At 62.5% G+C, this 25,729-nt stretch carries 26 protein-coding genes and 1 pseudogene; 12 read left to right on the forward strand and 15 right to left on the reverse strand.

Going from position 1 to position 25,729, the window contains the following annotated elements; all coding sequences use genetic code 11:
• Positions 1-80 precede the first annotated feature (80 nt).
• From LPJGGPFB_RS13165 to LPJGGPFB_RS13180, 4 genes are all read left to right on the forward strand, one after another.
• On the forward strand, positions 81-1,046 hold the full coding sequence (locus LPJGGPFB_RS13165; RefSeq protein ID WP_077503875.1) for a methyltetrahydrofolate cobalamin methyltransferase: 966 nt from the start codon (positions 81-83) through the stop codon (positions 1,044-1,046).
• Positions 1,047-1,087: 41 nt separating this feature from the next.
• A complete protein-coding gene (locus LPJGGPFB_RS13170; protein WP_173420313.1) occupies positions 1,088-1,396 on the forward strand; it encodes a hypothetical protein in 309 nt (102 codons plus the stop codon).
• Positions 1,397-1,443: 47 nt separating this feature from the next.
• Positions 1,444-1,791 carry a hypothetical protein gene (locus LPJGGPFB_RS13175; RefSeq protein ID WP_173420314.1) on the forward strand — a complete coding sequence of 116 codons (348 nt, stop codon included), beginning with the start codon at positions 1,444-1,446 and terminating at the stop codon, positions 1,789-1,791.
• 161 nt (positions 1,792-1,952) lie between these two features.
• Positions 1,953-4,025 carry an ASKHA domain-containing protein gene (locus LPJGGPFB_RS13180; RefSeq protein ID WP_173420315.1) on the forward strand — a complete coding sequence of 691 codons (2,073 nt, stop codon included), beginning with the start codon at positions 1,953-1,955 and terminating at the stop codon, positions 4,023-4,025.
• Between the two features lie 129 nt (positions 4,026-4,154).
• Here LPJGGPFB_RS13180 and LPJGGPFB_RS13185 read toward each other — a convergent pair whose 3' ends face one another.
• The 4 genes from LPJGGPFB_RS13185 to LPJGGPFB_RS13200 form a co-directional block, all read right to left on the reverse strand.
• Positions 4,155-4,622: an SRPBCC family protein gene (locus tag LPJGGPFB_RS13185; protein WP_173420316.1), complete on the reverse strand. Its 468-nt coding sequence runs from the start codon at positions 4,620-4,622 to the stop codon at positions 4,155-4,157.
• 51 nt (positions 4,623-4,673) lie between these two features.
• A complete protein-coding gene (locus tag LPJGGPFB_RS13190; RefSeq protein ID WP_173420317.1) occupies positions 4,674-4,985 on the reverse strand; it encodes an ArsR/SmtB family transcription factor in 312 nt (103 codons plus the stop codon).
• 152 nt (positions 4,986-5,137) lie between these two features.
• Positions 5,138-5,791: a VIT1/CCC1 transporter family protein gene (locus LPJGGPFB_RS13195; protein ID WP_173420318.1), complete on the reverse strand. Its 654-nt coding sequence runs from the start codon at positions 5,789-5,791 to the stop codon at positions 5,138-5,140.
• 60 nt (positions 5,792-5,851) lie between these two features.
• Positions 5,852-6,775 carry a LysR substrate-binding domain-containing protein gene (locus LPJGGPFB_RS13200; protein ID WP_173420319.1) on the reverse strand — a complete coding sequence of 308 codons (924 nt, stop codon included), beginning with the start codon at positions 6,773-6,775 and terminating at the stop codon, positions 5,852-5,854.
• Between the two features lie 107 nt (positions 6,776-6,882).
• On the opposite strand from LPJGGPFB_RS13200, the gene LPJGGPFB_RS13205 reads away from it, so the two are divergent.
• From LPJGGPFB_RS13205 to LPJGGPFB_RS13220, 4 genes are all read left to right on the forward strand, one after another.
• Positions 6,883-7,158 (forward strand): hypothetical protein, encoded by a 276-nt coding sequence (locus LPJGGPFB_RS13205; protein WP_173420320.1) that lies wholly within the window; start codon positions 6,883-6,885, stop codon positions 7,156-7,158.
• A 99-nt stretch (positions 7,159-7,257) separates the two neighbouring features.
• Positions 7,258-7,461: a hypothetical protein gene (locus tag LPJGGPFB_RS13210; protein WP_173420321.1), complete on the forward strand. Its 204-nt coding sequence runs from the start codon at positions 7,258-7,260 to the stop codon at positions 7,459-7,461.
• 1,028 nt (positions 7,462-8,489) lie between these two features.
• Positions 8,490-9,494 carry a GlxA family transcriptional regulator gene (locus LPJGGPFB_RS13215; RefSeq protein WP_173420322.1) on the forward strand — a complete coding sequence of 335 codons (1,005 nt, stop codon included), beginning with the start codon at positions 8,490-8,492 and terminating at the stop codon, positions 9,492-9,494.
• 321 nt (positions 9,495-9,815) lie between these two features.
• Positions 9,816-10,415, forward strand: a complete 600-nt coding sequence (locus LPJGGPFB_RS13220; RefSeq protein ID WP_173420323.1) for a YdeI/OmpD-associated family protein — start codon at positions 9,816-9,818, stop codon at positions 10,413-10,415.
• Positions 10,416-10,473: 58 nt separating this feature from the next.
• Here LPJGGPFB_RS13220 and LPJGGPFB_RS13225 read toward each other — a convergent pair.
• From LPJGGPFB_RS13225 to LPJGGPFB_RS13250, 6 genes and pseudogenes are all read right to left on the reverse strand, one after another.
• Positions 10,474-10,990, reverse strand: a pseudogene (locus LPJGGPFB_RS13225) (VOC family protein).
• Between the two features lie 174 nt (positions 10,991-11,164).
• On the reverse strand, positions 11,165-12,466 hold the full coding sequence (locus LPJGGPFB_RS13230; RefSeq protein ID WP_210264387.1) for a GGDEF domain-containing protein: 1,302 nt from the start codon (positions 12,464-12,466) through the stop codon (positions 11,165-11,167).
• Positions 12,467-12,862: 396 nt separating this feature from the next.
• On the reverse strand, positions 12,863-13,696 hold the full coding sequence (locus LPJGGPFB_RS13235) for a response regulator (protein WP_173420325.1): 834 nt from the start codon (positions 13,694-13,696) through the stop codon (positions 12,863-12,865).
• Between the two features lie 157 nt (positions 13,697-13,853).
• Positions 13,854-14,219 carry a response regulator transcription factor gene (locus tag LPJGGPFB_RS13240; RefSeq protein ID WP_173420326.1) on the reverse strand — a complete coding sequence of 122 codons (366 nt, stop codon included), beginning with the start codon at positions 14,217-14,219 and terminating at the stop codon, positions 13,854-13,856.
• Complete coding sequence (locus LPJGGPFB_RS13245; protein ID WP_234902799.1) at positions 14,212-14,892, reverse strand: response regulator transcription factor; 681 nt, start codon at positions 14,890-14,892, stop codon at positions 14,212-14,214. The genes LPJGGPFB_RS13240 and LPJGGPFB_RS13245 overlap by 8 nt, the downstream gene beginning before the upstream one ends.
• Before the next feature lie 9 nt (positions 14,893-14,901).
• A complete protein-coding gene (locus LPJGGPFB_RS13250) occupies positions 14,902-16,737 on the reverse strand; it encodes a sensor histidine kinase (protein WP_173420327.1) in 1,836 nt (611 codons plus the stop codon).
• 586 nt (positions 16,738-17,323) lie between these two features.
• Here LPJGGPFB_RS13250 and LPJGGPFB_RS13255 point away from each other — a divergent pair.
• A complete protein-coding gene (locus LPJGGPFB_RS13255; RefSeq protein ID WP_173421033.1) occupies positions 17,324-18,880 on the forward strand; it encodes an arylsulfatase in 1,557 nt (518 codons plus the stop codon).
• 139 nt (positions 18,881-19,019) lie between these two features.
• The gene (locus LPJGGPFB_RS13260) at positions 19,020-20,429 is read left to right on the forward strand and encodes an adenylate/guanylate cyclase domain-containing protein (protein WP_173420328.1); all 1,410 of its coding nucleotides are present in this window, start codon (positions 19,020-19,022) and stop codon (positions 20,427-20,429) included.
• 28 nt (positions 20,430-20,457) lie between these two features.
• Here LPJGGPFB_RS13260 and LPJGGPFB_RS13265 read toward each other — a convergent pair whose 3' ends face one another.
• From LPJGGPFB_RS13265 to LPJGGPFB_RS13275, 3 genes are all read right to left on the reverse strand, one after another.
• Positions 20,458-20,610, reverse strand: coding sequence for a hypothetical protein (locus LPJGGPFB_RS13265; protein WP_173420329.1), 153 nt, complete (start codon positions 20,608-20,610; stop codon positions 20,458-20,460).
• Positions 20,611-21,137: 527 nt separating this feature from the next.
• The gene (locus LPJGGPFB_RS13270) at positions 21,138-21,779 is read right to left on the reverse strand and encodes a Vgb family protein (RefSeq protein ID WP_173420330.1); all 642 of its coding nucleotides are present in this window, start codon (positions 21,777-21,779) and stop codon (positions 21,138-21,140) included.
• A 111-nt stretch (positions 21,780-21,890) separates the two neighbouring features.
• Positions 21,891-23,111 carry a helix-turn-helix domain-containing protein gene (locus tag LPJGGPFB_RS13275; protein ID WP_173420331.1) on the reverse strand — a complete coding sequence of 407 codons (1,221 nt, stop codon included), beginning with the start codon at positions 23,109-23,111 and terminating at the stop codon, positions 21,891-21,893.
• An 88-nt stretch (positions 23,112-23,199) separates the two neighbouring features.
• On the opposite strand from LPJGGPFB_RS13275, the gene LPJGGPFB_RS13280 reads away from it, so the two are divergent.
• Positions 23,200-23,472 carry a hypothetical protein gene (locus LPJGGPFB_RS13280; RefSeq protein WP_173420332.1) on the forward strand — a complete coding sequence of 91 codons (273 nt, stop codon included), beginning with the start codon at positions 23,200-23,202 and terminating at the stop codon, positions 23,470-23,472.
• A 53-nt stretch (positions 23,473-23,525) separates the two neighbouring features.
• A complete protein-coding gene (locus LPJGGPFB_RS13285; protein ID WP_173420333.1) occupies positions 23,526-24,230 on the forward strand; it encodes a DUF899 domain-containing protein in 705 nt (234 codons plus the stop codon).
• 187 nt (positions 24,231-24,417) lie between these two features.
• On the opposite strand, the gene LPJGGPFB_RS13290 is transcribed toward LPJGGPFB_RS13285, so the two are convergent.
• Both LPJGGPFB_RS13290 and LPJGGPFB_RS13295 read right to left on the reverse strand, forming a co-directional pair.
• Positions 24,418-24,825, reverse strand: a complete 408-nt coding sequence (locus LPJGGPFB_RS13290; RefSeq protein ID WP_173420334.1) for a GFA family protein — start codon at positions 24,823-24,825, stop codon at positions 24,418-24,420.
• Between the two features lie 122 nt (positions 24,826-24,947).
• Entirely contained in the window at positions 24,948-25,709 is a 762-nt protein-coding gene (locus LPJGGPFB_RS13295; RefSeq protein ID WP_173420335.1) for an MBL fold metallo-hydrolase, read from the reverse strand.
• Positions 25,710-25,729 lie beyond the last annotated feature (20 nt).

Below are 25,729 nucleotides of genomic sequence, written 5' to 3' on the forward strand. Positions count from 1 at the left end.
CGGCGCCGGCAGACCCGGCCGCTTTCATCGATCACGGGTGAGACAACGAAACCCGACGCCACAGGATCAAAGGATCTTACATGACCCGTACCATCGTCGCTTCCGCCACCCGCGAAATCATCATCGGCTTCGACCAGCCCTTCTGCGTCATCGGCGAGCGCATCAACCCGACCGGCCGCAAGAAGCTGGCCGCGGAGATGATCGAGGGCAATTTCGACACCGTCATCAAGGACGCGCTGGAACAGGTCGCCGCCGGCGCAACGATGCTCGACGTCAATGCCGGCGTCACCGCGGTCAACCCGAACGAGACCGAACCGCCGCTGCTGGTCAAGACGCTGGAAATCGTCCAGGGCCTCGTCGACGTGCCGCTGTCGATCGACAGCTCCGTGTCGGCCGCGATCGAGGCGGCGTTGAAGGTCGCCAAGGGCCGGCCACTGGTCAATTCCGTCACCGGCGAAGAGGAAAAGCTCGAAGCGATCCTGCCGCTCTGCAAGAAATATGATGTGCCTGTCGTCGCGATCTCCAACGACGAGACCGGCATTTCGATGGATCCGGACGTGCGCTTCGCCGTTGCCAAGAAAATCGTCGAGCGCGCCATGGATTACGGCATCAAGCCGCACGACATCGTCGTCGATCCGCTGGTGATGCCGATCGGTGCGCTGGGCGACGCTGGCCGGCAGGTGTTTGCGCTTCTGCGCCGTCTGCGCGAAGAGCTGAAGGTCAACACCACCTGCGGCCTCTCCAACATCTCCTTCGGCCTGCCGCATCGCCACGGCATCAACGCCGGCTTCATCCCCATGGTCATCGGCGCCGGCATGACATCCGCGATCATGAACCCCTGCCGCCCGCAAGAAATGGAAGCCGTGCGTGCCGCAAACGTCTTGAACGGCACCGATGCCAATTGCACCAACTGGATCAGGACCTATCGCGACCACAAGCCGGCAGAAGGCGGCCATGCCGTGGCGGCGGCAGCGGCTCCGGCAGCCTCCGGCGGCCGTCGCGGCGGGCGCGCCGCGCGCACCGGTGGCGCTGCGGCAAGCGAATAGCCTGCCGTCGGGTCCATCTGAAAGGATAGCGGGATAAGGGTATGGGAAATAGTTATGCTTATGCTCTGCGCTATTTTCCCTACATCGTCGGCGTGATCTTCGTCACCAAAACCCTCATCCTCGACGGCGAGGACGAGTTCGACAGGTTTACCTCTGAGATCATCACGTTCTTCCTACCTGTCATGTGCGTCTGCGTCGTAGTTCTAACGATCCGGGACCTGGCGTGCGGCATAGGAAAACTCGCCCCCCAGGGGCGGGTCTACAAGACCTTCTCCTGGGGGGCCTGGGGTTCAATGGCGGCCGCGTTTACATGGGCAATCGTAGCTGCCAAACTGACCACGGCATCATAGTCAGGCATCCGACCGCCGCTATCGCGGCACAAGAGTAGGGATCAACGATGACAACGCGCCGACTTCACCTGGACACCTTTACGCTCTGGTTCGAAGCCCCTTTCGTGATCGCGCTTCGACTGCACGAAATGCAGATGGCGGCCCTGACCGGCAAGAGCCAGGATTCGACCGAAATCACCCGCATGATCTCGGAGAAGGTCGCCGCCACCGCCGAGAGCGCGATGGCAGTGAACATGGCGCTGTGGCGCGCCGCCTTCGACAATACGATGCGGCTGATGACCGGCGGCAATGCATCCTTTGGCCTGGGTGGAACGGCGATTGCCTCTGCCGCGCTCAAGCCCTATGGGAAGCGGGTGCGCGGCAATGCAAGGCGGCTGTCGCGCAAGTCGTCGTGAACGGATACCGCCGCGGCTGCGCGCCCCTGACGAAATGATGCTCGCAGATCTTTCCATGTCGGGATCTGACAACTATCAGGCTGCATTCCGGTGCAGTCTGAAGCCGTTTACCCGTGCTTCGCCTCACCAGTCGAAGCGGGCTTCAGGAAAGACAGAATAGAATGCGCATCGAAGGCAATTCCGAGATCGAGACCAACATGACCGAAGCCGCGCATAAGGATCCCCTCGTTCTCTTCATGCCCTCGGGCAAGCGTGGCCGCTTCCCGGTCGGCACGCCGGTGCTCGATGCCGCCCGCTCGCTCGGGGTCTATGTCGAAAGCGTGTGCGGTGGCCGCGCCACCTGCGGGCGCTGTCAGATCGAGGTGCAGGAAGGCAGTTTCGCCAAGCACAAGATCGTCTCTTCCAACGACCATATTTCGCCTCTCGGCCCGAAGGAGCAGCGCTACGCCTCGGTGCGCGAACTGCCTGACGGGCGCCGCCTCTCCTGCTCCGCCCAGATCCTCGGCGATCTCGTCATCGACGTGCCGCAGGATACCGTCATCAACGCGCAGGTGGTGCGCAAGGCGGCGAGCGACCGCGTGATCGAGCGCAACGCCGCCGTCCAGCTCTGCTATGTCGAGGTCGACGAACCCGACATGCACAAGCCGCTCGGCGATCTCGACCGCCTCAAGGTGATGCTGGAGAAGGACTGGGGCTGGAAGGACCTGCTGATCGCCCCGCACCTGATCCCGCAGGTGCAGGGCATCCTGCGCAAGGGCAACTGGGCGGTCACCGCCGCCATCCACCGCGACATGGATTCCTCGCGGCCCTTCATCGTCGGCCTGTGGCCGGGACTGAAGAACGAGGCCTATGGCATCGCCTGCGATATCGGCTCGACGACCATCGCCATGCATCTCGTTTCGCTGCTGTCGGGCCGTATCGTCGGCTCGTCGGGGACCTCGAACCCGCAGATCCGCTTCGGCGAGGATCTGATGAGCCGCGTTTCCTACGTGATGATGAACCCGGATGGCCGCGAGGCCATGACCAAGGCGGTGCGCGAGGCGGTCAACAGCCTGATCGGCAAGGTCTGCGCCGAGGGCGAGGTCGACCGCCACGACATTCTCGACATGGTGTTCGTCGGCAACCCGATCATGCACCACCTGTTCCTCGGCATCGACCCGACCGAACTCGGCCAGGCGCCGTTTGCGCTCGCCGTCTCTGGCGCGCTGCAATATTGGGCCCACGAGATCGACATCGACGTCAATCGCGGCGCGCGCCTCTACATGCTGCCCTGCATTGCCGGCCATGTGGGTGCCGATGCTGCCGGCGCCACACTGTCGGAAGGCCCGTACCGTCAGGACAAGATGATGCTGCTCGTCGATGTCGGCACCAATGCCGAGATCGTGCTCGGCAACAAGGACCGCGTCGTTGCCGCCTCCTCTCCAACAGGCCCCGCCTTCGAGGGCGCCGAAATCTCCTCCGGCCAGCGTGCGGCACCCGGCGCGATCGAGCGCGTGCGCATCGATCCCGAGACGCTTGAGCCGCGCTTCCGCGTTATCGGCGTCGAGAAATGGTCTGACGAGGACGGTTTTGCCGAGGCGGCGGCTGCAGTCGGCGTCACCGGCATCTGCGGATCGGCGATCATCGAGATCGTCGCCGAGATGTATCTCTCCGGCATCATCTCGCAGGACGGCGTCGTTGATGGCGCCATGGCAGCGAAAAGCCCGCGCATCATCCCGAACGGCCGCACCTTCTCCTACCTTCTGCATGAAGGCCAACAGCGCATCACCGTGACGCAGAACGACATCCGCGCCATCCAGCTCGCCAAGGCTGCCCTTTATGCCGGGATCAAGCTGCTCATGGAAAAGCTCGAGATCGATCATGTCGACACCATCCGCTTTGCCGGCGCCTTCGGCTCCTTCATCGATCCGAAATACGCCATGGTGCTGGGCCTGATCCCGGACTGCGACCTCGAGGAAGTGAAGGCCGTCGGCAACGCCGCCGGCACCGGCGCGCTGATGGCGCTCCTGAACCGCGGCCACCGCCGCGAGATCGAGCAAACCGTCAGCAAAATCGAGAAGATAGAGACGGCTCTTGAATCAAAGTTTCAGGAGCATTTCATCAACGCGATGGCGATGCCGAACAAGGTCGACGCCTTCCCGAAACTGTCTCAGGTCGTCACCTGGCCGGAGCCGAAGGTGGCGGCGGACGATGGCGAAGGTGGTGGCCGCAGACGGAGACGCAGCCGGGAGTAGGACGCCCCGCGCCGCAGCTCCGTAACGACACTGCCAGAAACCGACGCCTTCCGACCTCTCCCCGCCTGCGAGGAGAGGTCGCGGCAGCGGGATACCGGCTGCTTCCACAAAGGCCATGACCACGGCGCCTCACGCAGCCTGCGCCGCAAACGCTCCCAGCAACCCTGCCCAGCCACCTTCGGAATCGAGCGACGTGCGCGCCTCGTTCGCCTTGGCGCCATAGTTCTCCAGGTCGCGATGTTCGAGCCGCACCACCGTGCCGCCGTCGGTCGCGGGTTCGAAGGTCACTTCCACCTCGGTCTGGAAATCCGGATCGAAGACCCATTCGGCGTTGAGTTGCCAGGCGAAGACAATGCGCTTCGGCGGCTCGCAGGCCAGCACCCGCCCCCATTCCTTCTCTTCGCCGGAATTGCCGATCTCGTACCAGCGACCTCCCGAAAACGGCTCGACCACGACGGTCGTCTGTCCGCTTGCCGTCAGGCTGTGGCTCTTCAGCCACCACTCGCCCATATGTGAAACGAAGATCTCGAAGGCGCGCTGCGGCAGCACGCCGACGGTCACGGATTTGCGCACCGGCGCAGGTTCGATGCGGTGCATGTCACGGCCTCCCGTTTGTCTCACCGGCTGCGTCTCGCGCCATGCCGACGCTCAGATGGCTCCATCGAGGTCGGCCAGCGCCTTGAACGCCGCGAGCTGATCGCCCCAGAAACGATCGAGCCATTGGCGCAGCGGACCCAAGCCGTCCCGGTCGATCGAATAGATGCGGCGCGCGCCTGACGGTGTGTCGCGAACGAGGCCTGCCTGCTTCAGCACCTTCAGGTGCTGAGATATCGCCGGCTGGGACACTGGCAAGGACCGGGCGATCTCTGCAACCGAGCAGCCGCCGGTCGCGAGTTTTTCGATGATCGCCCGCCGGGTGGGATCGGCGAGCGCGACAAGCACCCTGCCTTCATAAGCCATGGCTTATTATAAGCTTCTACTTATGGAAAACAACCAAGGGACTGCTATCGGCACCGCGGAAGTTTCGGCGAACTGCGCCATCCGACAAATGACATGATTTCAATAATATAGAACTTAGAAATGACTCAAGATATCAACAATCACATGCCAGCCTAGCCACCCAGCGCGATCGTCACGGCGACAAGCACGCCGCCGATCGCCGTCATCGCAAACGCCATTGGCCAGGGGCTGCGGCCCATGTACTGCCCCAGCCGGGCACCGATGACAAAGAGCATGACGAGCGCGATGGCGTTCGACACCCGCATGGCCACGTCGATCTGATCGATGAACAGGAAGGGAATGCTCGGCGGCAGCGTCGAGATGGCGACAAGCGCAAAGATGGCGAAGGCTGCCTTGAGGTCACCACCCGTGACGACCCTCTGGCGGGCTGCGGCCGGCAAGGCACGGACCCGAAGCAACAGCGCATCCATCTCGGCTTGCGACGCGACCGAGCGAACGTCATCGGGCAGGTTGTCGTAAAACACGTCGCGTGCCCGCGGCAAAGGTTCGCGCTGCAGTGTCTCGATGAAGCCCTGACGCTTCACCCGCTCCACCGCCGTCGTCAGCACATGCATGACGCCATCGACGATGCCCCAGGCGAGATTGCAGCCGAAGGCGGCGATCAGCACGGCATTGACCTTCTCGCCGCCGCCCACAGCCGCACTCATGGTGCCGGTGAAGGACAGCACCATCAGCAGCCCGAAGATGATCTCCGAGAGCCGATCGATCGGATCGAGAATAGGTCGCGGCTGGTCATCGCGGGCCATCAAACATCCCCCTTGCGCGTCGATCAACGCATGACGACGTGACGGAAGCCCCCCTCTGGCTCAGGCCACGGCTGACGCAAGCCGCACCTCGCCCGCCTGCATCCTCAGTTCGGCGAAAGCGTCGCGAACGTGATCGGCCACCGCGAGCACCGGCGCCGAGGCGCTATCGATCACCTGCAAACCGATATCGTAGTGGCCGAGGTCCGGCAGACCGTCGCGCTCGCCAAGCTGCACCATCTCGCCGTGGACGAGATAACGCGGCAGCGGCGCGATCGCGAGGCCGGCGAGCACGGCGGCACGCTGGCCGGTCGTGTAGGCACTCAGGAACGCAATGCGAAACTTGCGGCCGGCACGCGACAGCTTTTCCACCGCATCGGCGCGCCACACACAGCCATCTTCCCACATCGACACTGGCAGCGGGTCCTTCAGGTGGGCATTTCCACACTTGACGCCGGCCCAGACCAGCTTCTCCTGCATCAGGATCTCGGCATTCTTCGGCGCGACATCGGTCAGGCTGTTGAAGATGGCAATGTCGAGGCGATGCTCGTCGACACGCTTGCGCATGGCGGTGCTCATGCCGATCGAGACGTCGACGGTTACGTTCGGATAGGATTCGGCAAAGCGCTTCAGCACCTCGGGCAGGATGCGCTCGCCGACATCCTCAGGCGCCCCGACGCGCACAACGCCGTTCATATCCGGCAACAGGAAGCGCGACACCGTTTCATTATTGAGTGCCAGCAGGCGGCGGGCGAAGCCCAGGAGCATCTCACCTTTCGGCGTCAAAGACACCGAGCGCGCGTCGCGCAGGAAGAGCGTACAGCCAAGCAGCTCCTCGAGCTTCTTGATCTGCATCGAGACCGCCGACGGCGTGCGGTAGACCGTTTCGGCCGCAGTGGTGAAGTTGCCCGTTTCGGCGATGGCGACAAAAGTCTTCAGCACATCCATTTCAAGGAGCGGAAGCGCGTGGCGCATCATCATGTTCATGGCGGCATCCTCATTCAATAAAACTGAAAGAAAGGTTCACATCATTTCGTTTGATTGAACATCAGCAAAGACCGATAGTCAAGTTGCAAGGACGCCAGGAGAAGCCCATGTCCGCAGCACTTATTATCGCCGCCTCGAAGAGTTCCCGCAGTAACAGCGCCACGTCGCAGGCAGTGGTACAAAAACAGTACAGCAGGAGCAAAGACATGGTCCTCAACGCCCTTACCCAGGTCATAGCCGTCCTAGACGGTGTTGTCAGGCATCGACAGCAAAGGCAGATCGCTCGATATCGGGTGGAAGCCCAGCGCGAACTGGCCAAACTGCCGAGGCGAGTTCGCGACGACGTGATGTTTACGGACTCGCTCATAGATCACCAAGTTTGATGAAAAGCATCAAACATATTCGCTGGAATGATAAGTCAGGTTGCGGCACAAGTACCGTCATGGTCGCGACCTGCTGAGACACTCAGAAGGAGCCATGAAATGTCCAATTCTCAGTTTTCATCGGCCTCGGAACGGGCATCCTCCCACTCGTCCCTTCCGGGTCTCTTCAATCTGCAGGTTCGTGCCTGGGCAGCGTGGAAGCGTCATCGCCAGGAACGCGCACTGGAAAACCTGTCCTATGACACGCTGAAGGACATCGGCTTCCCGTCGATGGACGATGCGGTGCATAAGTCCGAGCAATGACGTGACGGCTTGCCCTCTGGGCGGTCAAAGCAGTCGAATACAATGAAGGGTGTCGCTCTGATGGCGGCGCCCTTTTTCGTTGCACGGATGGCTCCCCAGCGTGCAGGGCCGGAATCTGCGGCGCCGATTTGTAGTCCCGGGCAACGGGGCACTGCGCCGTGCCGGCAAAGCCAGGCCAGCGTCGCCATTCGGCGAGACATGCACCCTACAAAGCCCGGGCTGAATACGCGGAAGATGAGATTTCGGAAAGCGCACCTGATGATGTAGGTTCGATGCATGGTCGATGCTTGTCAATTCAATGTCCGCGATCAGGTCGGACGCCTTCTTTGTCCCGCATGCGGCTATCCGGATTACGCCCGCGTTGCGGCCTACGACGAGTGCGGTGGATTGGTAGGAATCACGATTTGCCCATGCTGCCTGTGGGAGCCAGGCTTCGACGACGTCCCTGGAGCCTCCCCAAAGGCTGCCAAGGATGGCATCGGCGCTTCGTTGCGAGCCTATCGCGCTGCGTGGGGCCCGGCTTTGCGTTGGCGAGGACGATTTGCAGACAAGCCATCAGCCTGGGACGGCGAGCAGCAACTGGCCCGTCTTTTCGAGCTTGCGCCGGGCATCCGCTAGCGGACCTTGAATGCAGCAGGCAACGCCCGCTCGGCTTGAGGCGTCGCCCCTCCGTCAGAGTACTTGATACGTTTCCCGCGCCTCCTGTCGGCAGACAGGTCGACTTGTCTCATACCGACACCCGCCCCATCCGCCGTAAAAGTCGCAATCGGCAAACACAACCGTGACGAGAGCTTTATGATTATTGCGTATCTCTGGCAGTTCTTGTCAGATAGCGTCAATCGTGCTGCGAAATCTGTCGCTTTCCTTACAAAAGCCTGAAAGCCCTGCGCGGCCGCCTTTTCCCGCCCCATGTCGCAATGCGAAATGTCTTTGCGGTCGCTGCTTTCCATGTCAATGTCGCAAACAGACAAGCCGAAGAGTATCTTCCAAGCGACGAATATACGGCATCGCCAAGCATGGGAAGCCTCATGAACAAGCCCTTGACCAAAAAGCGTTCCATCGTCTTCTTCCTGGTTCCGAACTTTTCCATGCTGCCGTTTTCGGCTGCCATCGAAACGCTCCGCATCGCCAATCGCATGCTCGGTTACGAGGCCTATACGTGGCGCCTCACCTCAACCGACGGCGAGAAGGTTCTCTCCTCGAGTGGTATCGCCCTTGAGGTCAACTCATCTCTCGCCGACGAACGCAAGTTCCTGGGCGGTGAGAACCGTCCGTCGATGGTGCTGGTCTGTTCCGGCATCTACGTCGAGGATTTCAACAACAAGTCGGTCAATGCCTGGCTGCGCGAAGTCTACAACCGCGGCGTCGCCGTCGGCAGCCTCTGTACGGGCGCCCATGTGCTGGCGTCTGCCGGCCTTTTGACGGGCAAGCGCTGCGCCATCCACTGGGAAAACCTGCCGGGATTCTCAGAGAATTTTCCGCAGGTCGATGTCTATGCCGACCTCTACGAGATCGACAGCAACATCTACACCTGCGCCGGTGGCACCGCCTCGCTCGACATGATGCTGAACCTGATCGACCAGGATTTCGGCGAGAACCTCGTCAACCGCGTCTGCGAACAGGCGCTGACCGACCGCGTGCGCGGACCCCACGATCGCCAGCGGCTGCCGCTGCGCGCCCGTCTCGGCGTCCAGAATGCCAAGGTGCTGTCGATCATCGAACTGATGGAAGGCAACCTTGCCGAGCCGCTGTCGCTTTTGGAGATCGCCGAAGGCGCCGACCTGTCGCGCCGGCAGATCGAACGGCTGTTCCGCCAGGAAATGGGCCGGTCCCCTGCCCGCTACTATCTGGAGATCCGCCTCGACCGCGCCCGCCACCTGCTTATCCAGTCGTCGATGCCGGTCGTCGAGGTCGCCGTCGCTTGCGGTTTCGTCTCCGCGTCGCACTTCTCCAAGTGTTATCGCGAACTCTACAACCGCTCGCCGCAGCAGGAGCGCGCCGACCGCAAGCTGACGCTGCAAATGGCGCGGTAGGAACAAGCGACGGAGAAAAAACAAAGGGCGGGATTAACCGCCCTTTTTGCTGTCAAAAGCTACGGTCAACGGCCGCGACAGACACCTTTCCGCGCCGTGGTTCGGGCCGGAGGATGACCGGAAGAAAGCCCAAGCTTCAGCCTTGGCAACCATCTCCACGCTAAGTTCCGTCGCCTGTTCCGTGTCTGCACCTTACAGAACAGTTCGCCGCGGTTCGCTTGCCCACGCGCGATTTAGCCTTGATGTTACAACCCTGGGGAATCAGCGCGCAGCAGCGTCCCGTTGGTCCCAGACACGCCACGACCAGGAGCAAGCCGCCCTATGGCACCCGTGATCATCGACCCTGAAAAAGTCCGCGAATTCGAGGACAAGGAGCGCTTCTACGCCTGGCTTGGCGCCAACCACGCGAGCGAAACCGAGGTCTGGATCAAGATCCATAAGGTCAGCTCCGGGCTGAAATCGATCACGCCGAAGGAAGCGATCGACGTGATCCTGTGCTGGGGCTGGATTGACGGCGTGCGCAAGGGCCTCGACGACAAAAGCTTCCTGCAGCGCTACACCCCACGCGGCAGGAAGAGCATCTGGAGCCAGATCAACGTCGACAACGTCGCCCGGCTGATTGCCGAGGGACGCATGACCCCGCACGGCCTGAAAGAGGTTGAGGCGGCCAAGGCCGATGGCCGCTGGGACCGCGCCTATGGCAGCGGCAAGGACATGAAGATCCCCGACGACCTGCAGGCGGCGATCGATGCGGAGCCGGAGGCGAAGGAAATGCTTGCAAAGCTCAGCGCCCAGAACCGATTCGCGCTCGCCTTCCGCACCCACAACATGAAGACCGAGGCCGGCCGCCGCAAGAAGATCGAAACCTTCGTCGAGATGCTGAAGCGCGGCGAGACGATCTATCCGCAGGCGCGGAAATAGCATCGGCCAGCGCCCCCCGCTGCCGCAAGCCGCCGGCACTGGCGCGCGACGGCCCTGCTCAGACCCGGGCGTGGAAGGCGCGCTCCAACCCGGCGATATCCAGCTTGATCATGCCGAGCATCGCCTCGGTCGCCCGTTTGGCGCGGTCGCGATCGGAATGAGCGACCATATCGCCGAGCACCCTCGGTACGATCTGCCAGCACAGCCCCCAGCGATCCCGGATCCAGCCGCATTGCTCGACCTCTCCGCCGTTTTCGAGCAAAGCGCTCCAGAGACGATCGATCTCCTCCTGGGTGTCGCACTGGATCATGATCGATCTCCTCCTGGGTGTCGCACTGGATCATGATCGAGAACGAATGGTTAAACGGGTCGAGCGGCCCGGCCTCGAGCGCCAGGAATTCCTGCTTGCCCAGTGTGAACTCGATCACCTTGACGCTGCCGGCCGGACCCGCCGGCGACTCCGCCGGCATCACGGTCGCGCGGGTGATCGCCGAGCCGGGAACGAGCGAGATATAGAACTCGACGGCCTTGAGCGCGTCCTTCTCGAACCAGAGATTTGAGACAACATTGGTCATCTGCGGGCTCCTCCTTGTCAGTCTGGATCCTATCCAGATAACCGAAGGACGTTTCGCAGCAGCCACAGCCGACAATGCATCGGGATTTATCGCCGCCGCATCGGCAGGCAACGCTTCGCGGTGCGAAACGGTCCTACCCCGCTGGACCAGCCGAGAATGGCAGGTCTCGGCCCGTTACGACGCCAGCGCGTCGAGCAGGGCCAGTTCGGAGATCACCCGGTTTCGGCCCGCGTGCTTGGCCATGTAGAGAAACTGGTCGGCGGCATGCAGATAGTTCTCGAAGGATTCGGGCGCCTCGATGGTCGCCAGACCGATCGATACGGTGATCGACAGTTCCTCGTCATCAGCAACGATGCGTGATTTTGCCAGTTCGATGCGCAGCTTCTCGCAGAAGGCGAAGGCGCGCTGGACGTCGAAGCCGTTGAACAGGATACCGAATTCCTCGCCGCCGAGGCGGGCGAGCAGATGTTCGTCGCCGACCAGCGTCGTCAGCCGCTTGGCCACATGCTTGAGGACGACATCGCCGATCTCGTGACCGTAAGTGTCGTTCAGCCGCTTGAAATGATCGATGTCGAGGATGGCGATCGCAGTCGTCTCGCCGCGCCGCAGGCACTGCTCGACCAGGCGCGGGCCGGTCAGGAAGAAATGGCGGCGGTTGTAGATATCGGTCAGGTAGTCGCTTGCCGCCTGGCGTTGCAGGGTCTGTAGCCGCTTCTGGATGCCGGCGGCGTAGGCGATCCGGCCGTTGAATTCAGCCTCAAGGAACGGTTTCTGGATGAAGTCCGTACCGCCAGCCTCAAGGAACTTTGCGCCGATACGCCGGTCGCCACTGTCGGAAAGCGCGATCACCGGCAGCGCCTCGTCGCCCTGGCGCTGACGCACTTCGGCAAGCAGCGCCGCGCCGGTCATGTCGCAAAGATCGAGGTCTGTGACGACCACATCGATCGCCTCGCCCGAGTCGAGCACCTGCAGCGCGTCGGCTGCCGAAGCGACCTCACAGACCGAAATCCGTTGCCGGCGCAGAATGCCGGCCAGCTCTTCACGCGAAACCGCGTCGGAATCGGCAAGCAGCACCGTTGTCTTGCCATTGGTCAGGGCACGGTCGACAGCGCCAATCAAGAGATTGATCGATTCCGGCTGGTTCTTGATGACGCAGTCGAGAGCACCGCGTCCGAGGATCTGGTCGCGCGTGCTGTCGTTGAACGCCGCAGTGAAGACCACCGCCGGCACATTGTTTTCGAGGATGAAATCGAGCGCCTCGCAATTGGGCGCATCGGGAAGGTTGAGGTCGAGCACAGCGAGCGAGAAGCTGTCCGGCGCTGCGGCCATTTCCTGGCGTAGCGCCTCCAGCGAGGCGCAGTGCGTCACGCGGATTCCATGCACCGTCTCGAGGCCATATTTCAGCGCAGTGGCGAACATGCGGGAATCTTCGATCAGCAGCATGCGCTTGTCGCTGTGCTTCTGCACAGAATTCATCCGACCTGGCGTGCGGCGCAATCTCACGTCCCTGCAAATCCCGATTTCGAGCCGCAGGCGTGCTTGCCCCAAAAGGGCGACGCTGGCTCCCAATATACTGTTATACCCGATACGGATCGCGCCCAACGTTTCGTCTTGGCACGACCAGGCGGTACCGGGTCCCCACTTTTTTATTGCGGCCGATTGAAGACGGTCCTGATTGCAATTTCGTTAATGGAGCAACCGTAAGGAGTCTTTTCTCGCAACCCGGGCAATTTTAGGGGTCGCAAGCGCAAGAAATCTGCAAAGGCGCCGGCTTGTCTTGCCGACGGAAGAACACCACCGCCGTCAACAGAAGGCGATGGTCAAGCGAGAAACGAAGAAAGGCGGGCCGTCCGGCGGCATCCGCCCTGCGGCTTACGCCGGGACTTTTACCTTTTCGCTCAAGGTCTTGATCTTCGTCAGCGTATCGAGGTTCTGGTTGACGCGGCAGTAGAACTCCTCGTTGACGAACGGGCGCACGACAAAGTCGTTGCCGCCGGCTTTCAGGAAACGCGCCGACAGGAGCCGGTTGGTCGAGGACGAAACACCGATGATGCGCAGCTGGTGCGGGCCGTAGGCGCTGCGAATGCGCCGTGTCAGTTCGAAGCCATCGATATCGGGCATATTGTAGTCGGTGATGACAAGGCCGATGTCGGGATTGTTTTTCAGGATCTCGAGCGCCACCGCGCCGTTTTCCGCCGAGCTGGTGCGGAAGTTGTAGCGCTTCAGCTGCGTCGTCAGCAGCGCGCGTGCCGTCGGACTGTCGTCGACGATCAGCACATGGTGCTTGTGGTTGGTGAGAAACCGGCAGACCGATTCCGCCAGCATGTCGACGGCAAAGACGCTGTCCTTGATGACGTAGTCGACGATTTCCATCGCCAGGATCTTCTCGCGCGTCGACTCCTGGAAGGAGCCGGTGAAGATGACCGTCGGCACGCTCATCTCGATGAGGTAGTTGAGCGCCTCGCCATTCTCGGCACCGGGCAGGTTGATGTTGGAAATGGCGAGCGAGGCCGGGAATGTCGCATTTTCGACAGCAAACTGCAGGTCGTCATAATCGCGGCAGACGATCACGTCGATGTCGAACAGCTCTTTCAGCCGCTTCGAGACCATCGACGAAAACAGGTTGGAGTCCTCGGCAAGCACGATGCGGTGCTCAGCAAGGGATTCGCCGGAATAGTACATTCCGGAAACGCCGAAAAATGACATTGATCGCCTATCAGAAAGAGTGTCCCCGAAACCATGCTAGAGGAGAAAGACTTTCCCGGCTGTTAATAAGACAGCCGTGAAATGACGACTGCCGGGAGGGAACGAAGCCCGCGTGAGACGACATCGGCTCTGAAGGTCTGCGGATCGGCAAGGCCGCTTACGGCAAGCCGCCGATGACGGCCGAAAGCGCATCCCGCGACAAAGGCTTCTTCAGGAATGCGGCAGCGCCTGCGTTCAGACAGCGTTCGCGCGCACTCTCGTCTTGCGAACCGGTTATGATCACCGCCGCGAGCGGTGCCCGCCGCGCGCGCAACTCGACCAGCACCTCCAGGCCGTTCATCTCAGGCATATGGAGATCGACCAGCGCGCAGAACGGCGTGTCGCTATCGAGCGCCTTCAGGAATGCCTCTCCCGACGCGAAGGCGATAGCCCTGTAGGACAGGGAGACGACAAGGCGACAAAGTGCGCGACGAACCAGGTCGTCGTCGTCCACGATCGCAATGGCGGACCTTTCCTCACTCATCCAGCATTCTTACAGCATCACCCCGCGTTGTCGTAGTTGGACCTGGGTCCAATGCCGCGAGCGCTGCGTCTGCAAGTGCGACGAGCCGGACGAGATCGGCGACGGTCCGCACGCCCATCTTCGTCATCATCCGGCCCCGGTGGACCTTGACCGTCTTTTCCACCGTACCGAGATCGGCGGCGATCTGCTTGTTGAGCCTGCCGGCGACGACGAGATCCAGAACCTGGGCTTCCCGCGGCGTCAGGCTTTCAAGGCGCCGGCGAACCGACGCGCGCCTACACTCCTGTTCCTGCTCCGCCCGTGTGCGCGACAGCGCGACCTCCACGGCAGCAAGCAAGGCCTGCGCATCGACCGGCTTCGTCAGGAAGTCCAATGCACCGGCCTTCATCGCCTTCACGCTTGCGGGGATATCGCCTCGCCCGGTGAGAAAGATGATAGAGCGGCGACCTCCCCCCGAGGTCAGAGCTTGTTGTGCGGCGAGCCCGTCGATGCCGGGCAGGCCAAGATCAAGGATGAAGCAGTCCGCAGCATCGAGGTCGCTCGAGGCCAGCATCGCTTCGGCACTCAGAAACGCTTGGACGCCATAGCCCGACGCGCCCAGCAGCCTTTTCAGCGCCCGCAGCACAAGTTCGTCGTCATCCAGCAGAAAAATGCTTCCGGCGCTCTGGCCCATTGTCCACCTCTAAGCCGCAGGCAAGGCGATCACGGCGCGCGCGCCGCGCTCAACGCTGTCGTCGAAGAACAGTTTCCCACCTTGCGCCTCGATGATCGACCGGCAGATCGCAAGCCCAAGACCGAGCCCGGTCTTCTTGGTGCTGACGAACGGCTTGAACACCTCGTTGCGCATCTCCGGCGGAACGCCCGGTCCCCTGTCGGAGACAGCCAGTTCACGGGTGCCATCTTCGCGCCGGCGCACGCTGATTTCAACCTTTCGCTGCTTGGACGGCATCGTCTCCATGGCGTCGGCTGCGTTCAGGAGCAGGTTGAGGATCACCTGCTGCAGCTGCACCAGATTTGCCTTCACACGTTCTTCGCCAGGGCTTTCGATCACGGTCACCTCGGTGCGTCGGGCCATGAGCTCGGCGCTCGCCAGCGTCACCGTCGTGCGCACGGCCTCGTTGAGGTCGAGAACCTCCAGCGAAGCATCGCCCTTCAGCATCATGCTGCGCAATTGCGCGATGACCGAAGCGGCACGCTTGTCGTCGGCAATGATGTCATCAAAGATTTCCTTGACCTCGGTGCGATCGAAGGCGTCTGCCATGGCGAGCCGCTGGCCGGCCTCGGCATTGGCGAGAATGGAGGTGAGCGGCTGTGCCAGCTCATGGGCGAGAGCGCCGGAGAGTTCGCCGAGCTGCGATCGGCGCGACAGATGCGCGAGTTCGAGCCGCTCGGTGGACAGGGCCTCCTCCAGCCTGCGTCGGCGCCTGTCCTGAACGAGCAATGCACCGATGGTCATGGTCTGCGCGGCGATCACCGTTAGCGCGATCAGGATCTGCAGCCGGTAACGCTCCCAGGCGGTTGGCTCGTAGTTGAGGATCTGCGTCCCCTCCGGGATCATGGCGCGATCGATGCCCCAGCGCTGGATTTCTCGCCAATCCACCAGGTTCGCCTCCCGCGCAAAGGTGGTCTGGGCCGATGCAGCGTCTCCGTCCAGCACCTGGCGCGCCAGGTCCGCCATCTGTCTTCCGATTGTATCGAAGGTTCCGACATGGCCTGCCAGAACGTTTGAGCCGAAATAGGAACTGTAGACCGTGTAGACAGGCACGCCAGACACTTTGGCAATCGCAGCAACAGCTTCACGCGGGACGAACTTTTCTCCCTCCGAATCCTCGAAGATGGACAGTATCAGCATCACCGCATCGGCCGGCAGCGCGGCTGCGGTCTGCTTGAAGCCGTCGAGCGACAGGCCGGACACATACGAGACGTCGAAACCCGCATGGTGATCGCCAAGCGCTGCCCGGGCTGTGGCCTCCCAATTCCGATCGAAGCCGGAGGAACCGGATACGATAACCGCCTTCTTCGTCTGCGGCTGAAGCTGCCTTGCCAGTTGCAGCGTCTTGCCGACATCGAACCGACTGAGGACGCCCTTCACATCGGCCGGCAACGGCTCGCTCACCGACGTATCCCTGACGGCACCAAAGACGATGGGCACACCGTTTGCCAGCCGGTCGCGCCGATCCATGAGGAAGCGCAGCGCCCCCGGCCCAACCGCGATGACGACATCGAGAGGCACGTCGCGATATTTCGCCTCCAGATCTTCGGAAAGGTGCTTGAGGCGATCGGCCGAAGGAAAGCGAACAATGTCCAGATATTCGCTGTAGATCTCGATATGCCCGGGTTCGCCCGATGCGAGTTGCGCACGCAGTCCGGCCGCAACCTCCACCGCCGCGAACAAGGTGCTGTCATTCTCGTAGACGATCAAGATGCGTTGGGTCGACACCGCTGCCGCCGACGTCGACGCAAAGACGAGAAACACAAGCGTCGCGACCACCAGTCGGCATCGAAATCGAAGTCCCATGCTGTTCAGGCACCTTCTTCAATGCAGAGGAACGGTTTCAGCGTCGGGCGAACTCTCAATGAATGCGGTCATATCTGCAGGCGCGAGAGGCAAACTCTTCGTTGCTGCCTTGTCTATAGAGGACACTATGGAGTTGTATGTCAAATAGCTCAATTAGAATAGAGACTTCCTACCACAATTGGGCCTGGTCGTCAGCATCGGCGACACACGCAGCGCTGCCGCACTGGCCTCTTCAAGGCGACCGACCGGCATTTGCCTAGTTGGCCCTTGGTCCAACTATTCTTCCTCAACAAATGCACGAGAATGTCCGGCGATATCAGATGGCATCACAATGCCGTCCTCGCGCGGCTTTCCGCGTCTGGGGTCCGGCACACATTTTCCGCAACTCGCATGATCAGGCGAGCAGAACGGCCGCAAGTGCCGAGCGCCTCACCGACGTCATTCCAAGAGGAGAAGCCCAGTGAACGATGATATTGCATCCACACCGCAGGAAGACATCGAGAGCAGTCCCGAGCTTCAGAAAAACGGTCTCAGCCGACGCAGCGTGCTTTTGGGCGGCACTGCCCTTGCGGCAGCCGCCACCGCAATGGTTTCCACCACCGGCGTCAAACCGGCACACGCTCAGGCGAGCACCTTGGGGTCCGCAGCCAAGCCCAACATTCTCGTGATCTGGGGCGACGACATCGGCACCTGGAACATCAGCCACAACAACCGCGGCATGATGGGCTATGAAACGCCGAATATCGACCGCATCGCCAAGGAAGGCCTGGCCTTCACCGATTATTACGCGCAGCAGAGCTGCACTGCGGGGCGCGCGGCCTTCATCGGCGGCAACGTACCCGTGCGCACCGGCATGACCAAGGTCGGCCTGCCCGGCGCGCCGCAGGGCTGGCAGAAGACGGACGTCACCATGGCCACGGTTCTCAAGAGCCAGGGCTACGCCACCGGTCAGTTCGGCAAGAACCACCAGGGCGACCGCGACGAGCACCTGCCGACCATGCACGGCTTCGACGAATTCCTCGGCAACCTCTACCACCTCAACGCCGAGGAAGAGCCGGAAAACCGCGACTATCCGAAGGACCGGGTGCTTGCCAACGGCAAGACGTTCGGTGAGCAGTTCGGACCACGCGGCGTCCTGCATACCTGGGCCAATGCTGATGGCACCCAGAAGATCGAGAATACCGGCCCGCTGACCAAGAAACGCATGGAAACGATCGACGACGAGAGCCTTGCCGCCGCCAAGGACTTCATCACCCGGCAGAACCAGGCCGGAAAGCCCTTTTTCGTCTGGTGGAACGGCACGCGCATGCACTTCCGCACCCATGTCAAGGCTGAGCATACCGGCATTTCCGGCCCGAGCGGCGACGAGTATCACGACGGCATGGTCGAGCACGACATGCATGTCGGCGAACTCCTGAAGCTGCTCGATGACCTGGGGATCGCCGACGATACGGTGGTGATGTATTCCACCGACAACGGCCCGCACTACAACACCTGGCCGGATGCCGGCACGACGCCGTTCCGCAGCGAGAAGAACTCCAACTGGGAAGGCGCCTATCGCGTGCCGACCTTCGCTCGCTGGCCCGGGCATTTCCCCGCCGGCAAGACGCTAAACGGCATCGTCTCGCATGAAGACTGGCTGCCCACCTTCGCCGCAATCGCCGGCGAACCGGAGATCAAGGAAAAGCTGAAGAACACCGTCGAACTCAACGGACGCCAGTACAAGAACTACATCGACGGCTACAACCAGCTCGATTATCTCTCGGGCAAAGCAGGCGAGTCGCCGCGCCACGAGTTCTGGTACGTCAACGATGACGGACAGGTGGTGGCCGCACGCTACGACGACTGGAAGGTCGTATTCCTGGAAAACCGCGGCGAGGCCTTCGGTGTCTGGCGCGAACCGTTCATCGAACTGCGCACACCACTGTTGTTCAACCTGCGCCGTGACCCGTTCGAGCGGGCGCAGCACAACGCCAATGTCTACAACGACTGGTTCCTCGATCGCGCCTTCGTGGTCGTGCCGATCCAGGCGCTGGCGTCGAACTTCCTCCTGACGATGAAGGAATTCCCGCCCAGCCAGACCCCCGGCTCGTTCAACCTCTCCAAGATCGAGGAGAGCCTGAAGGCCGGCATGGGCAACTGATCGGCTGAGTTTCCAATACGAAATGACCCGGCGTCGCTGACGCCGGGTCATTTCCGCGTCAAGCGGTTGCCAAGCGCGCCACTGCCGGCAGCAGGACAATTCCCTGACCCCAGCGCCCGTTTCGGTATATGATGCCGGCATGAGCGAAACCCAGGCCCTTTTCGATGTGCTTCGCCAGTCGGCGATACCCAGCTTCGTCGATGCCCTCGAGTTGCACGTGCGCGAGGCGCCCGACCGCAAGCTCGGACGTATCAATGCGCTCGCCTTTGCCGCCGAGCACCGGCTCGACGAGGAAAAGACCATCGCCGGTTTCCTGCATGCCTCCCGTCTCGGCCTGTTCGAACTGTCCTGGAATGTGCTGTGTCCGGGCTGCGGTGGCGTGCTCGACGCCAACACGTCGCTGAAAACCGTGCAGAGCGAGGCCTATACCTGTGCGCTCTGCGCCGCCGGCTACGAGCCGACGCTGGACGAGATGATCGAGGTGACGTTCACGGTCAGCCCGCGCGTCCGCCACATCGAGGCTCACAATCCGCACGAGTTGTCCGCCGCCGAATATTTCCGCCAGATCTACTGGGGCTCCGGCGTCGACCTGCCCGACGATCACTACGATGAAATGGTCGAGGACTTCGTGCTCGAGACGCTGGAACTGCCGCCTGGCGAAAAGGCCGTTATCGCGCTGCAGCTTCCGGCCGAGTTCGTCATCATCTTCGAGCCGGTAACCCACGCCGCGCAGTTCCTCGACGTCTCCGGAGAGCCGACGAAGGAAAGACGCAATTTGTCGCTGGTGTTCGACCGCACGCACCGGCACAGCGAGACCATCAGCCTGCAGCCGGGGCCACTGCGCATCCAGGTGGAAAACCATTCGGAGGTCCGCACCCTGCCAAGCGTCTGCATCGCCGGCGAAGCGCTGCACGCGCTGCTCGGGCGCCGACGCCCCTTCCTGACCGCCAAGCGACTGCTCTCCAACCAGACGTTCCGCGACATCTACCGCACCGATACGATCGACGTCGACCAGCGCCTGAAAATCACCAGCCTGACGTTTCTCTTCACCGATCTGCGCGGCTCGACAGAGCTTTACGAGCGCGTCGGCGACCTCGCCGCCTTCGACCTGGTCAAGACCCATTTCAGCGTTCTGAACGAGATCGTGGCCGCGGAAGCCGGCGCCGTCGTCAAGACTATCGGCGACGCCGTGATGGCGACCTTCCCGACACCCGACCGAGCCATCGCGGCGGCCGTGCGGATGCGCGACGCCATGCGCCAGCTCAACAACGAGCGCAGCAGCGAAGACCTGTTGCTGAAGATCGGCATCCACGAGGGCCCCTGCATCGCCGTCAGTCTTAACGAGCGGCAGGACTATTTCGGCCAGACGGTCAACATCGCCTCGCGGGTGCAGCACCTGGCCACCGCCCACGAAATCTTCGCCACCAGCGCGGTGCTCAAGCATCCGGCCGCCGCCGGCCTGCTGAGCGACCGCGGCCTCAACCCGATGACCCACAACGTCACGCTGCGCGGCATCACCAACGAGATCAGCATTTTCGCGATCCCGTGACCTTTTCTTGAGACGCGGGCCTTGCGCCTCAGTCCGCCAGGATGAACAGAAGGTCGAAAAACACGGACGGCGCCTGTGAGAGCAGCGCGCCGCTGCCATAGCCGACGATGCCCCCTGTGGCTGCGCCCATCCAACCGTTAGAGCGTTTCATCTTTAAACGGAAGCGATTCTGTTGGCTCAAAACGGCCGTTCCACACGAAGGATGGCGCAGAGCGATGCGGACCCATCGGTCAAGCCATCCGACACAGTGGACGGCCGTTTTCAGCCAACCCGAAGGGCCGGATGAATTTCGGCCATTACCGGCGGCGTCCGTCTCGACCGCAGCTTCTGCTGCGCTCTTCGCCAGCCGACTTGGTTCTGGCCGAAATTCCTTCCGGCAGAATGCTTCCGTTTAAAGATGAAACGCTCTAGCCTCCCAGCCCGAAAAGATCCCGATGGCGGTCGCCATCCCGACGAGGCAGACGATCCACAGACTGTACATGACCGATCGCAACGCCCTGTCCATTCCACCTCCGCCCATGCCCCAACCTGGTGTGGCGCGTCAGCCGCTCGCCGTCGCCCTCAAGGGGAAGCTCATCCTCAGATTTCACCCCTGCATTGCAGATGGATAGAACGGCAAGCCATTACAAGTGGCGTCTGCAAGGCTGGCAGCGCGGATCGGCGGAGGCGTTTGGCCATCGCACCGCCCGGCTGCCGGCGCTGCAAGGCTCAGGCATTCCGTCGTGGCCGGCGAACCACTCTGACCTTGCCGCTGCCGCCACCGCCGCAGAAGAAGCGGTCGCCGCCATCGGCCTCGAGCCCGGACACGCCCATCCCTACCGGCATGTCGAGCCTCTCCAGCACCTCGCCTGTTTGCGGATCGATGCGCCTGACATCACTTTCGTCACCTTCCCAGGTGCCATGCCACAGGTCGCCGTCGACCCAGGTGACGCCGGTGACGACGCGGTTGGATTCGATCGTGCGCAGGATGGCGCCGGTCTCGGGGTCTATCTGATGGATTTTCCGGCCACGATGCTGCCCCACCCAGAGCGTGCCCTCGGCCCAGGCAAGGCCGGAATCTCCGCCCTTTCCCGGCGCCGGGATCGTCGCAACGATTTGGCCGGTCTTCGGATCGATCTTGCGGATGCGATCCTCGGCGATCTGGTAGAGGTACTCGCCGTCGAAGGCCGTGCCCGCATGGGCGGCAACGTCGATGGAGCGCACCGTCTCGCCGCTTTCCGGGTCGAGCGCATTCAACCTGTCGCCGGTGGCAAACCAGACGTGGCGGCCATCAAAGGTGACGCCATGCACCTGGTCGGCACCGGGAAACGGGCCGTATTCACGGATAATTTCGGCCGCAGTTCGTTTCATCGCTTCATCCTCATGCATCTTGCTGACGATCGGGACGGCTCAGCGGCATCGACGGGAACGACAGTAGTGGTCTGAAGCGCGTCGATGCTGCCCCACCACAAGCCATGCACTTTAATCACTCGGCAGGGGACCTGGGAGTAACAACACTGTCGGGAAACCCGGCATTGGCGGCGTCATCCACCGGCGCGCCCGCCCTCGCCCGACAGGCTGCACCTTGCCGTCTGCGGCAAGCGCATCCAGCGCCCTGAGCACCGTGCGCGGGCTGACGCCAAGCGCGATCGCCAGTGCCGAGCTCGCCCAGGCTTCGCCATCGGCAAGCAGGGCCAGCACGGCGCCGTGCTGCCCCTCGACCGGCGGCGTCATCACCGCGATCCGGGCAGCGCCGACCGGCGCCAGGACAAAGCCACTGTCCGTCGCGTAAACCTCGGCCAGGCCGTTCAGCGCCCCCCGTAGCCGCCCGAGCTCGACCCGCAACCGCGCGCGGTGCGTCTCGTCGGCATGTCGCGCCCCGAAGGCGCGCGCGAGAAGCCGGCCTCTCGACACATCATCCGGCCAGGCCTCGCCGAGCGTCCTCGCCAGCGCAAACAGCACCGGCCTGGTCGCCAGCGAAGCCACCCTTTCACCTGCCCTGACGCTGTGGCGGCACGCATCGATGACCAGGGCGCCTGACGCCAGCAATTCCTCGACGTCCGAAAGTAACAACACGCGTTCCTCGCCTCGGGAAACCAGGCGCGCCGCCGGCGTTTCCAGAAAGGCCGATGCCGCATCGACTTCCGCATCGAGCGCGGGAATTTGGGCATCGCGCGCCGCCTGGCGGGCGCCGACCAGCGCCTCGCGCGCAAGACCCGTGCGCAAGCGGCGCATGGCGATACCGGCCACGATCAGCGCATGTGCGGCCCGATGCGCGGGCAAAAACGACGCTGGATCGACACCGGCAAGTGCCCGCTCGGCCTCGTCGAGGCGGCCGATCAGCACGAGGCGCCGGGCCTGAAGATGGCGCGCATGCGCTGCATTGATCGGATCTCCATGCGCTTCGAGCGCGGCGCGGGCGGCTTCCAGCGCCTTTTCCGGAAAGCCGAGATCGCGCGACACCAGGGCAATCTCGGCTTCTGCGACGACACAGCGCGCCCGCGCGACCGCCTCGCGTGGGCCGAAGGCGCGCGCAGCCCCCTTCAGCAGGCTTTTCGCGCGAGCGTAATCGCCGAGTTGCGCCATAGCGATTCCGCGCAACGCCAGCGCCGGCGGGTCGTCTCGCAGCGCCACACGCTTCAGCGCGCCGAGCGTATCGCCCTTTGCCAGCGCCCTTGCCGCTGCCGTGATCAGCGAATCCATCGCAATCCCGCCAAACTTGTAACTCCCGCCCTGCGCGCACCCGGCGCTAACTGTCCGTGCAAACCCGTCAACGAATGGATAACTGAAAATGGCGACGCGCAGAACCGGATCGATCGATGGACGCAGAGGCACGATCCTGCCTGCCCTGGCGGATCGGCTTTCATTGTTCGCCAGCCCCACCTTTGCCGCCATGGCGCTCGTCACCGGCTTTCTGTCAGACGGCGAGCCCGGCATGCTCTGCACCACTGCGGCTGCCTCGCCGCTCACGGGCATGGCCGCCATGTACGCCCTCATGAGCGCCTTCCATCTTGCGCCCTGGCTGAGGCTGATCGCCGAATGGCGAAGCCCTCTCCAGCAATAACGACGGGTGACCGTTGCGACCCCGCACACATCTCAACACGAAGGAGACACCCCATGCAGAATGAAATCGTTTCACCCGAAGCGTGGCTGAAAGCGCGCCTTGAGCTGCTAACCGCCGAAAAGGAATTCGGCCGGCAACGAGAAGCGTTGACGCGCCGTCGCATGGAAATGCCATGGGAGCGCGTGGAAAAATCCTACCTGTTCGAGGGGCCGGCCGGCACCCTGTCACTTGCCGATCTGTTCGACGGGCGCTCGCAGCTGATCGTCTACCACTTCATGCTCGCTCCGGACTGGCAGGAAGGGTGCAAGCACTGCTCGTTCTGGGCCGACAATTTCAACGGCATCCCGGTGCATCTCAATCACCGCGACGTGACCTTCACGGCTGTTTCGCGCGCGCCGCTCGCAACAATCGAGACCTACAGGAAGCGGCTGGGCTGGAGTTTCCCCTGGGTGTCGTCCTTTGGCAGCGACTTCAACTTCGACTATCAGGTATCCCGCACGCCCGAGCAGCTCGCCAAGGGCGAGGCCTACTACAACTACAAGCTCCAGCCGAGCACCGTCCCGGAACAGGTGGGCGTCAGCGTATTCTACAGGAGCGACGAGGACGAGGACGAGGTGTTCCACACCTATTCCTGCTATTCGCGTGGCATCGAGATGCTGAACGCCGGCTACCATTTCCTCGACCTCGTGCCCAAGGGCCGCGACGAGGACGGCTTGAACTACCCGATGGAATGGGTGCGCCGCCGCGACCAGTACTAGAGCATCCAGCCTTCAAGCTCGCGCAAAACCGCTTCGCACTCTTCCTGGAAATGCTGTGTGACGACGCGACCGGCCGCAGTGCAGCCGGTCCTCGTCCTTCGCAATGCGGAGCTTTTGGCGGCGGGTGGCACGATGACAATGGGTCACTCTCTGCTGCGCATCGCCTGTCGAACGGTGGTGCGACCGTTCAGCCCGGCAGTCCGGCGATCCTGGGGGCCTGCTCTAGCTGATCCTCCCAGGCAGCCCGGCTGTCGAAGCAGATATGTGCGTCGGGCCGGACCGCGATCGCGCTGTCCATGCTTCCTGCGGGCACCACGAGCAAGGTTCCTTCCATCTGGATGCTCGGAACGGCCGAGCCGCATGCGCTGCAGAAACTCTTTTGATGGCGGGTGGCCGGAAGCCGGTATGTCTTGATGAGGTCTTCTCCCGACAGCCATCGCAGCTCGGCCGTTGTCGAAAACAGGTTGGCCGCAAAGGCGGACCCTGTATCCTTGCGGCAACGCGAGCAGTGGCAAAGGAAGAAGCTCTCGAGCGCGCCGGAAACCTCGAAAGTGACGCTGCCGCACAGGCAGGAACCGGTGGTATTGTCTGTCATCTTTTCGCTCCCTGACCTCCATGACGCCCGTCACAGAAATTCGTGCCGCTGGTCACATCGTCCGCGACCGCCCGCTATGGTTCAAACCGATCGGTTGCGGCCTACGTTTTCGGTGAGACGGATTAGCGCCCGGTCCTGTCCAGCACCAGCACCTCGCCATCTCTAGGGATCCGCAGCTTTGTCGCGGAAATGCCGCGCGCCTCGGCGGCCTCGCGCAGGTCCTGCCTGCTGATCGTCGCATGGTCGAGCGCTTCCATGTGGGTGGCAACGACCACCGCATCTGCGGATGCTGCGCAAACGGAAACGGTTTCATCGGCGTCCATGACAATCAGGTCGCCGTCCCAACGTGCACCGCAGGAATGGGTGATGATGATGTCGGGCCGCGTCCCTGCGATCACATCCGAGACCGGCGGATAGAGCACGGTGTCGCCGGCCCAGTAGATCGATGGCTCGCCCTCGGCCTCGAGCGTGAAGCCCATCACCGAGCCCATCAGCTCCACAACGGGACCAAGGCCGTGGCTGCCTTCGCGCCGCGTCAGCGTGAGCCCTTGCCAGGTTGCTCGATCGGCAAGCGGCGTCACGGCGGTAAAGCCAGCTGCGCGGATCTCCCCTTCGTCATCAGGCTGACAGAAGATCGGCAGGTCTTTCGCCAGGCACGCCTTGGCGACATCGTCGAAATGGTCCGAATGCAGGTGCGAAACGATCACCAGCTCGACACCGTCGAGGATCTCGTCGATCGACACCGGCAGCTCGACCACGGGATTTTCGGACCGGTTGGCAAAGGAAGGCAGGCTGTGTTTCGGCGCGAAATAGGGATCGATCAGCACCGTGCGCCCGGCATAGTCGAGCTTCAGCGTTGCATTGCGGATCAGCTGCAGTTTCATGGGGTGCATCCTCTGGCGGC

Source organism: Ensifer adhaerens (assembly GCF_013283195.1).
Classification (GTDB): Bacteria; Pseudomonadota; Alphaproteobacteria; order Rhizobiales; family Rhizobiaceae; genus Ensifer; species Ensifer adhaerens_G.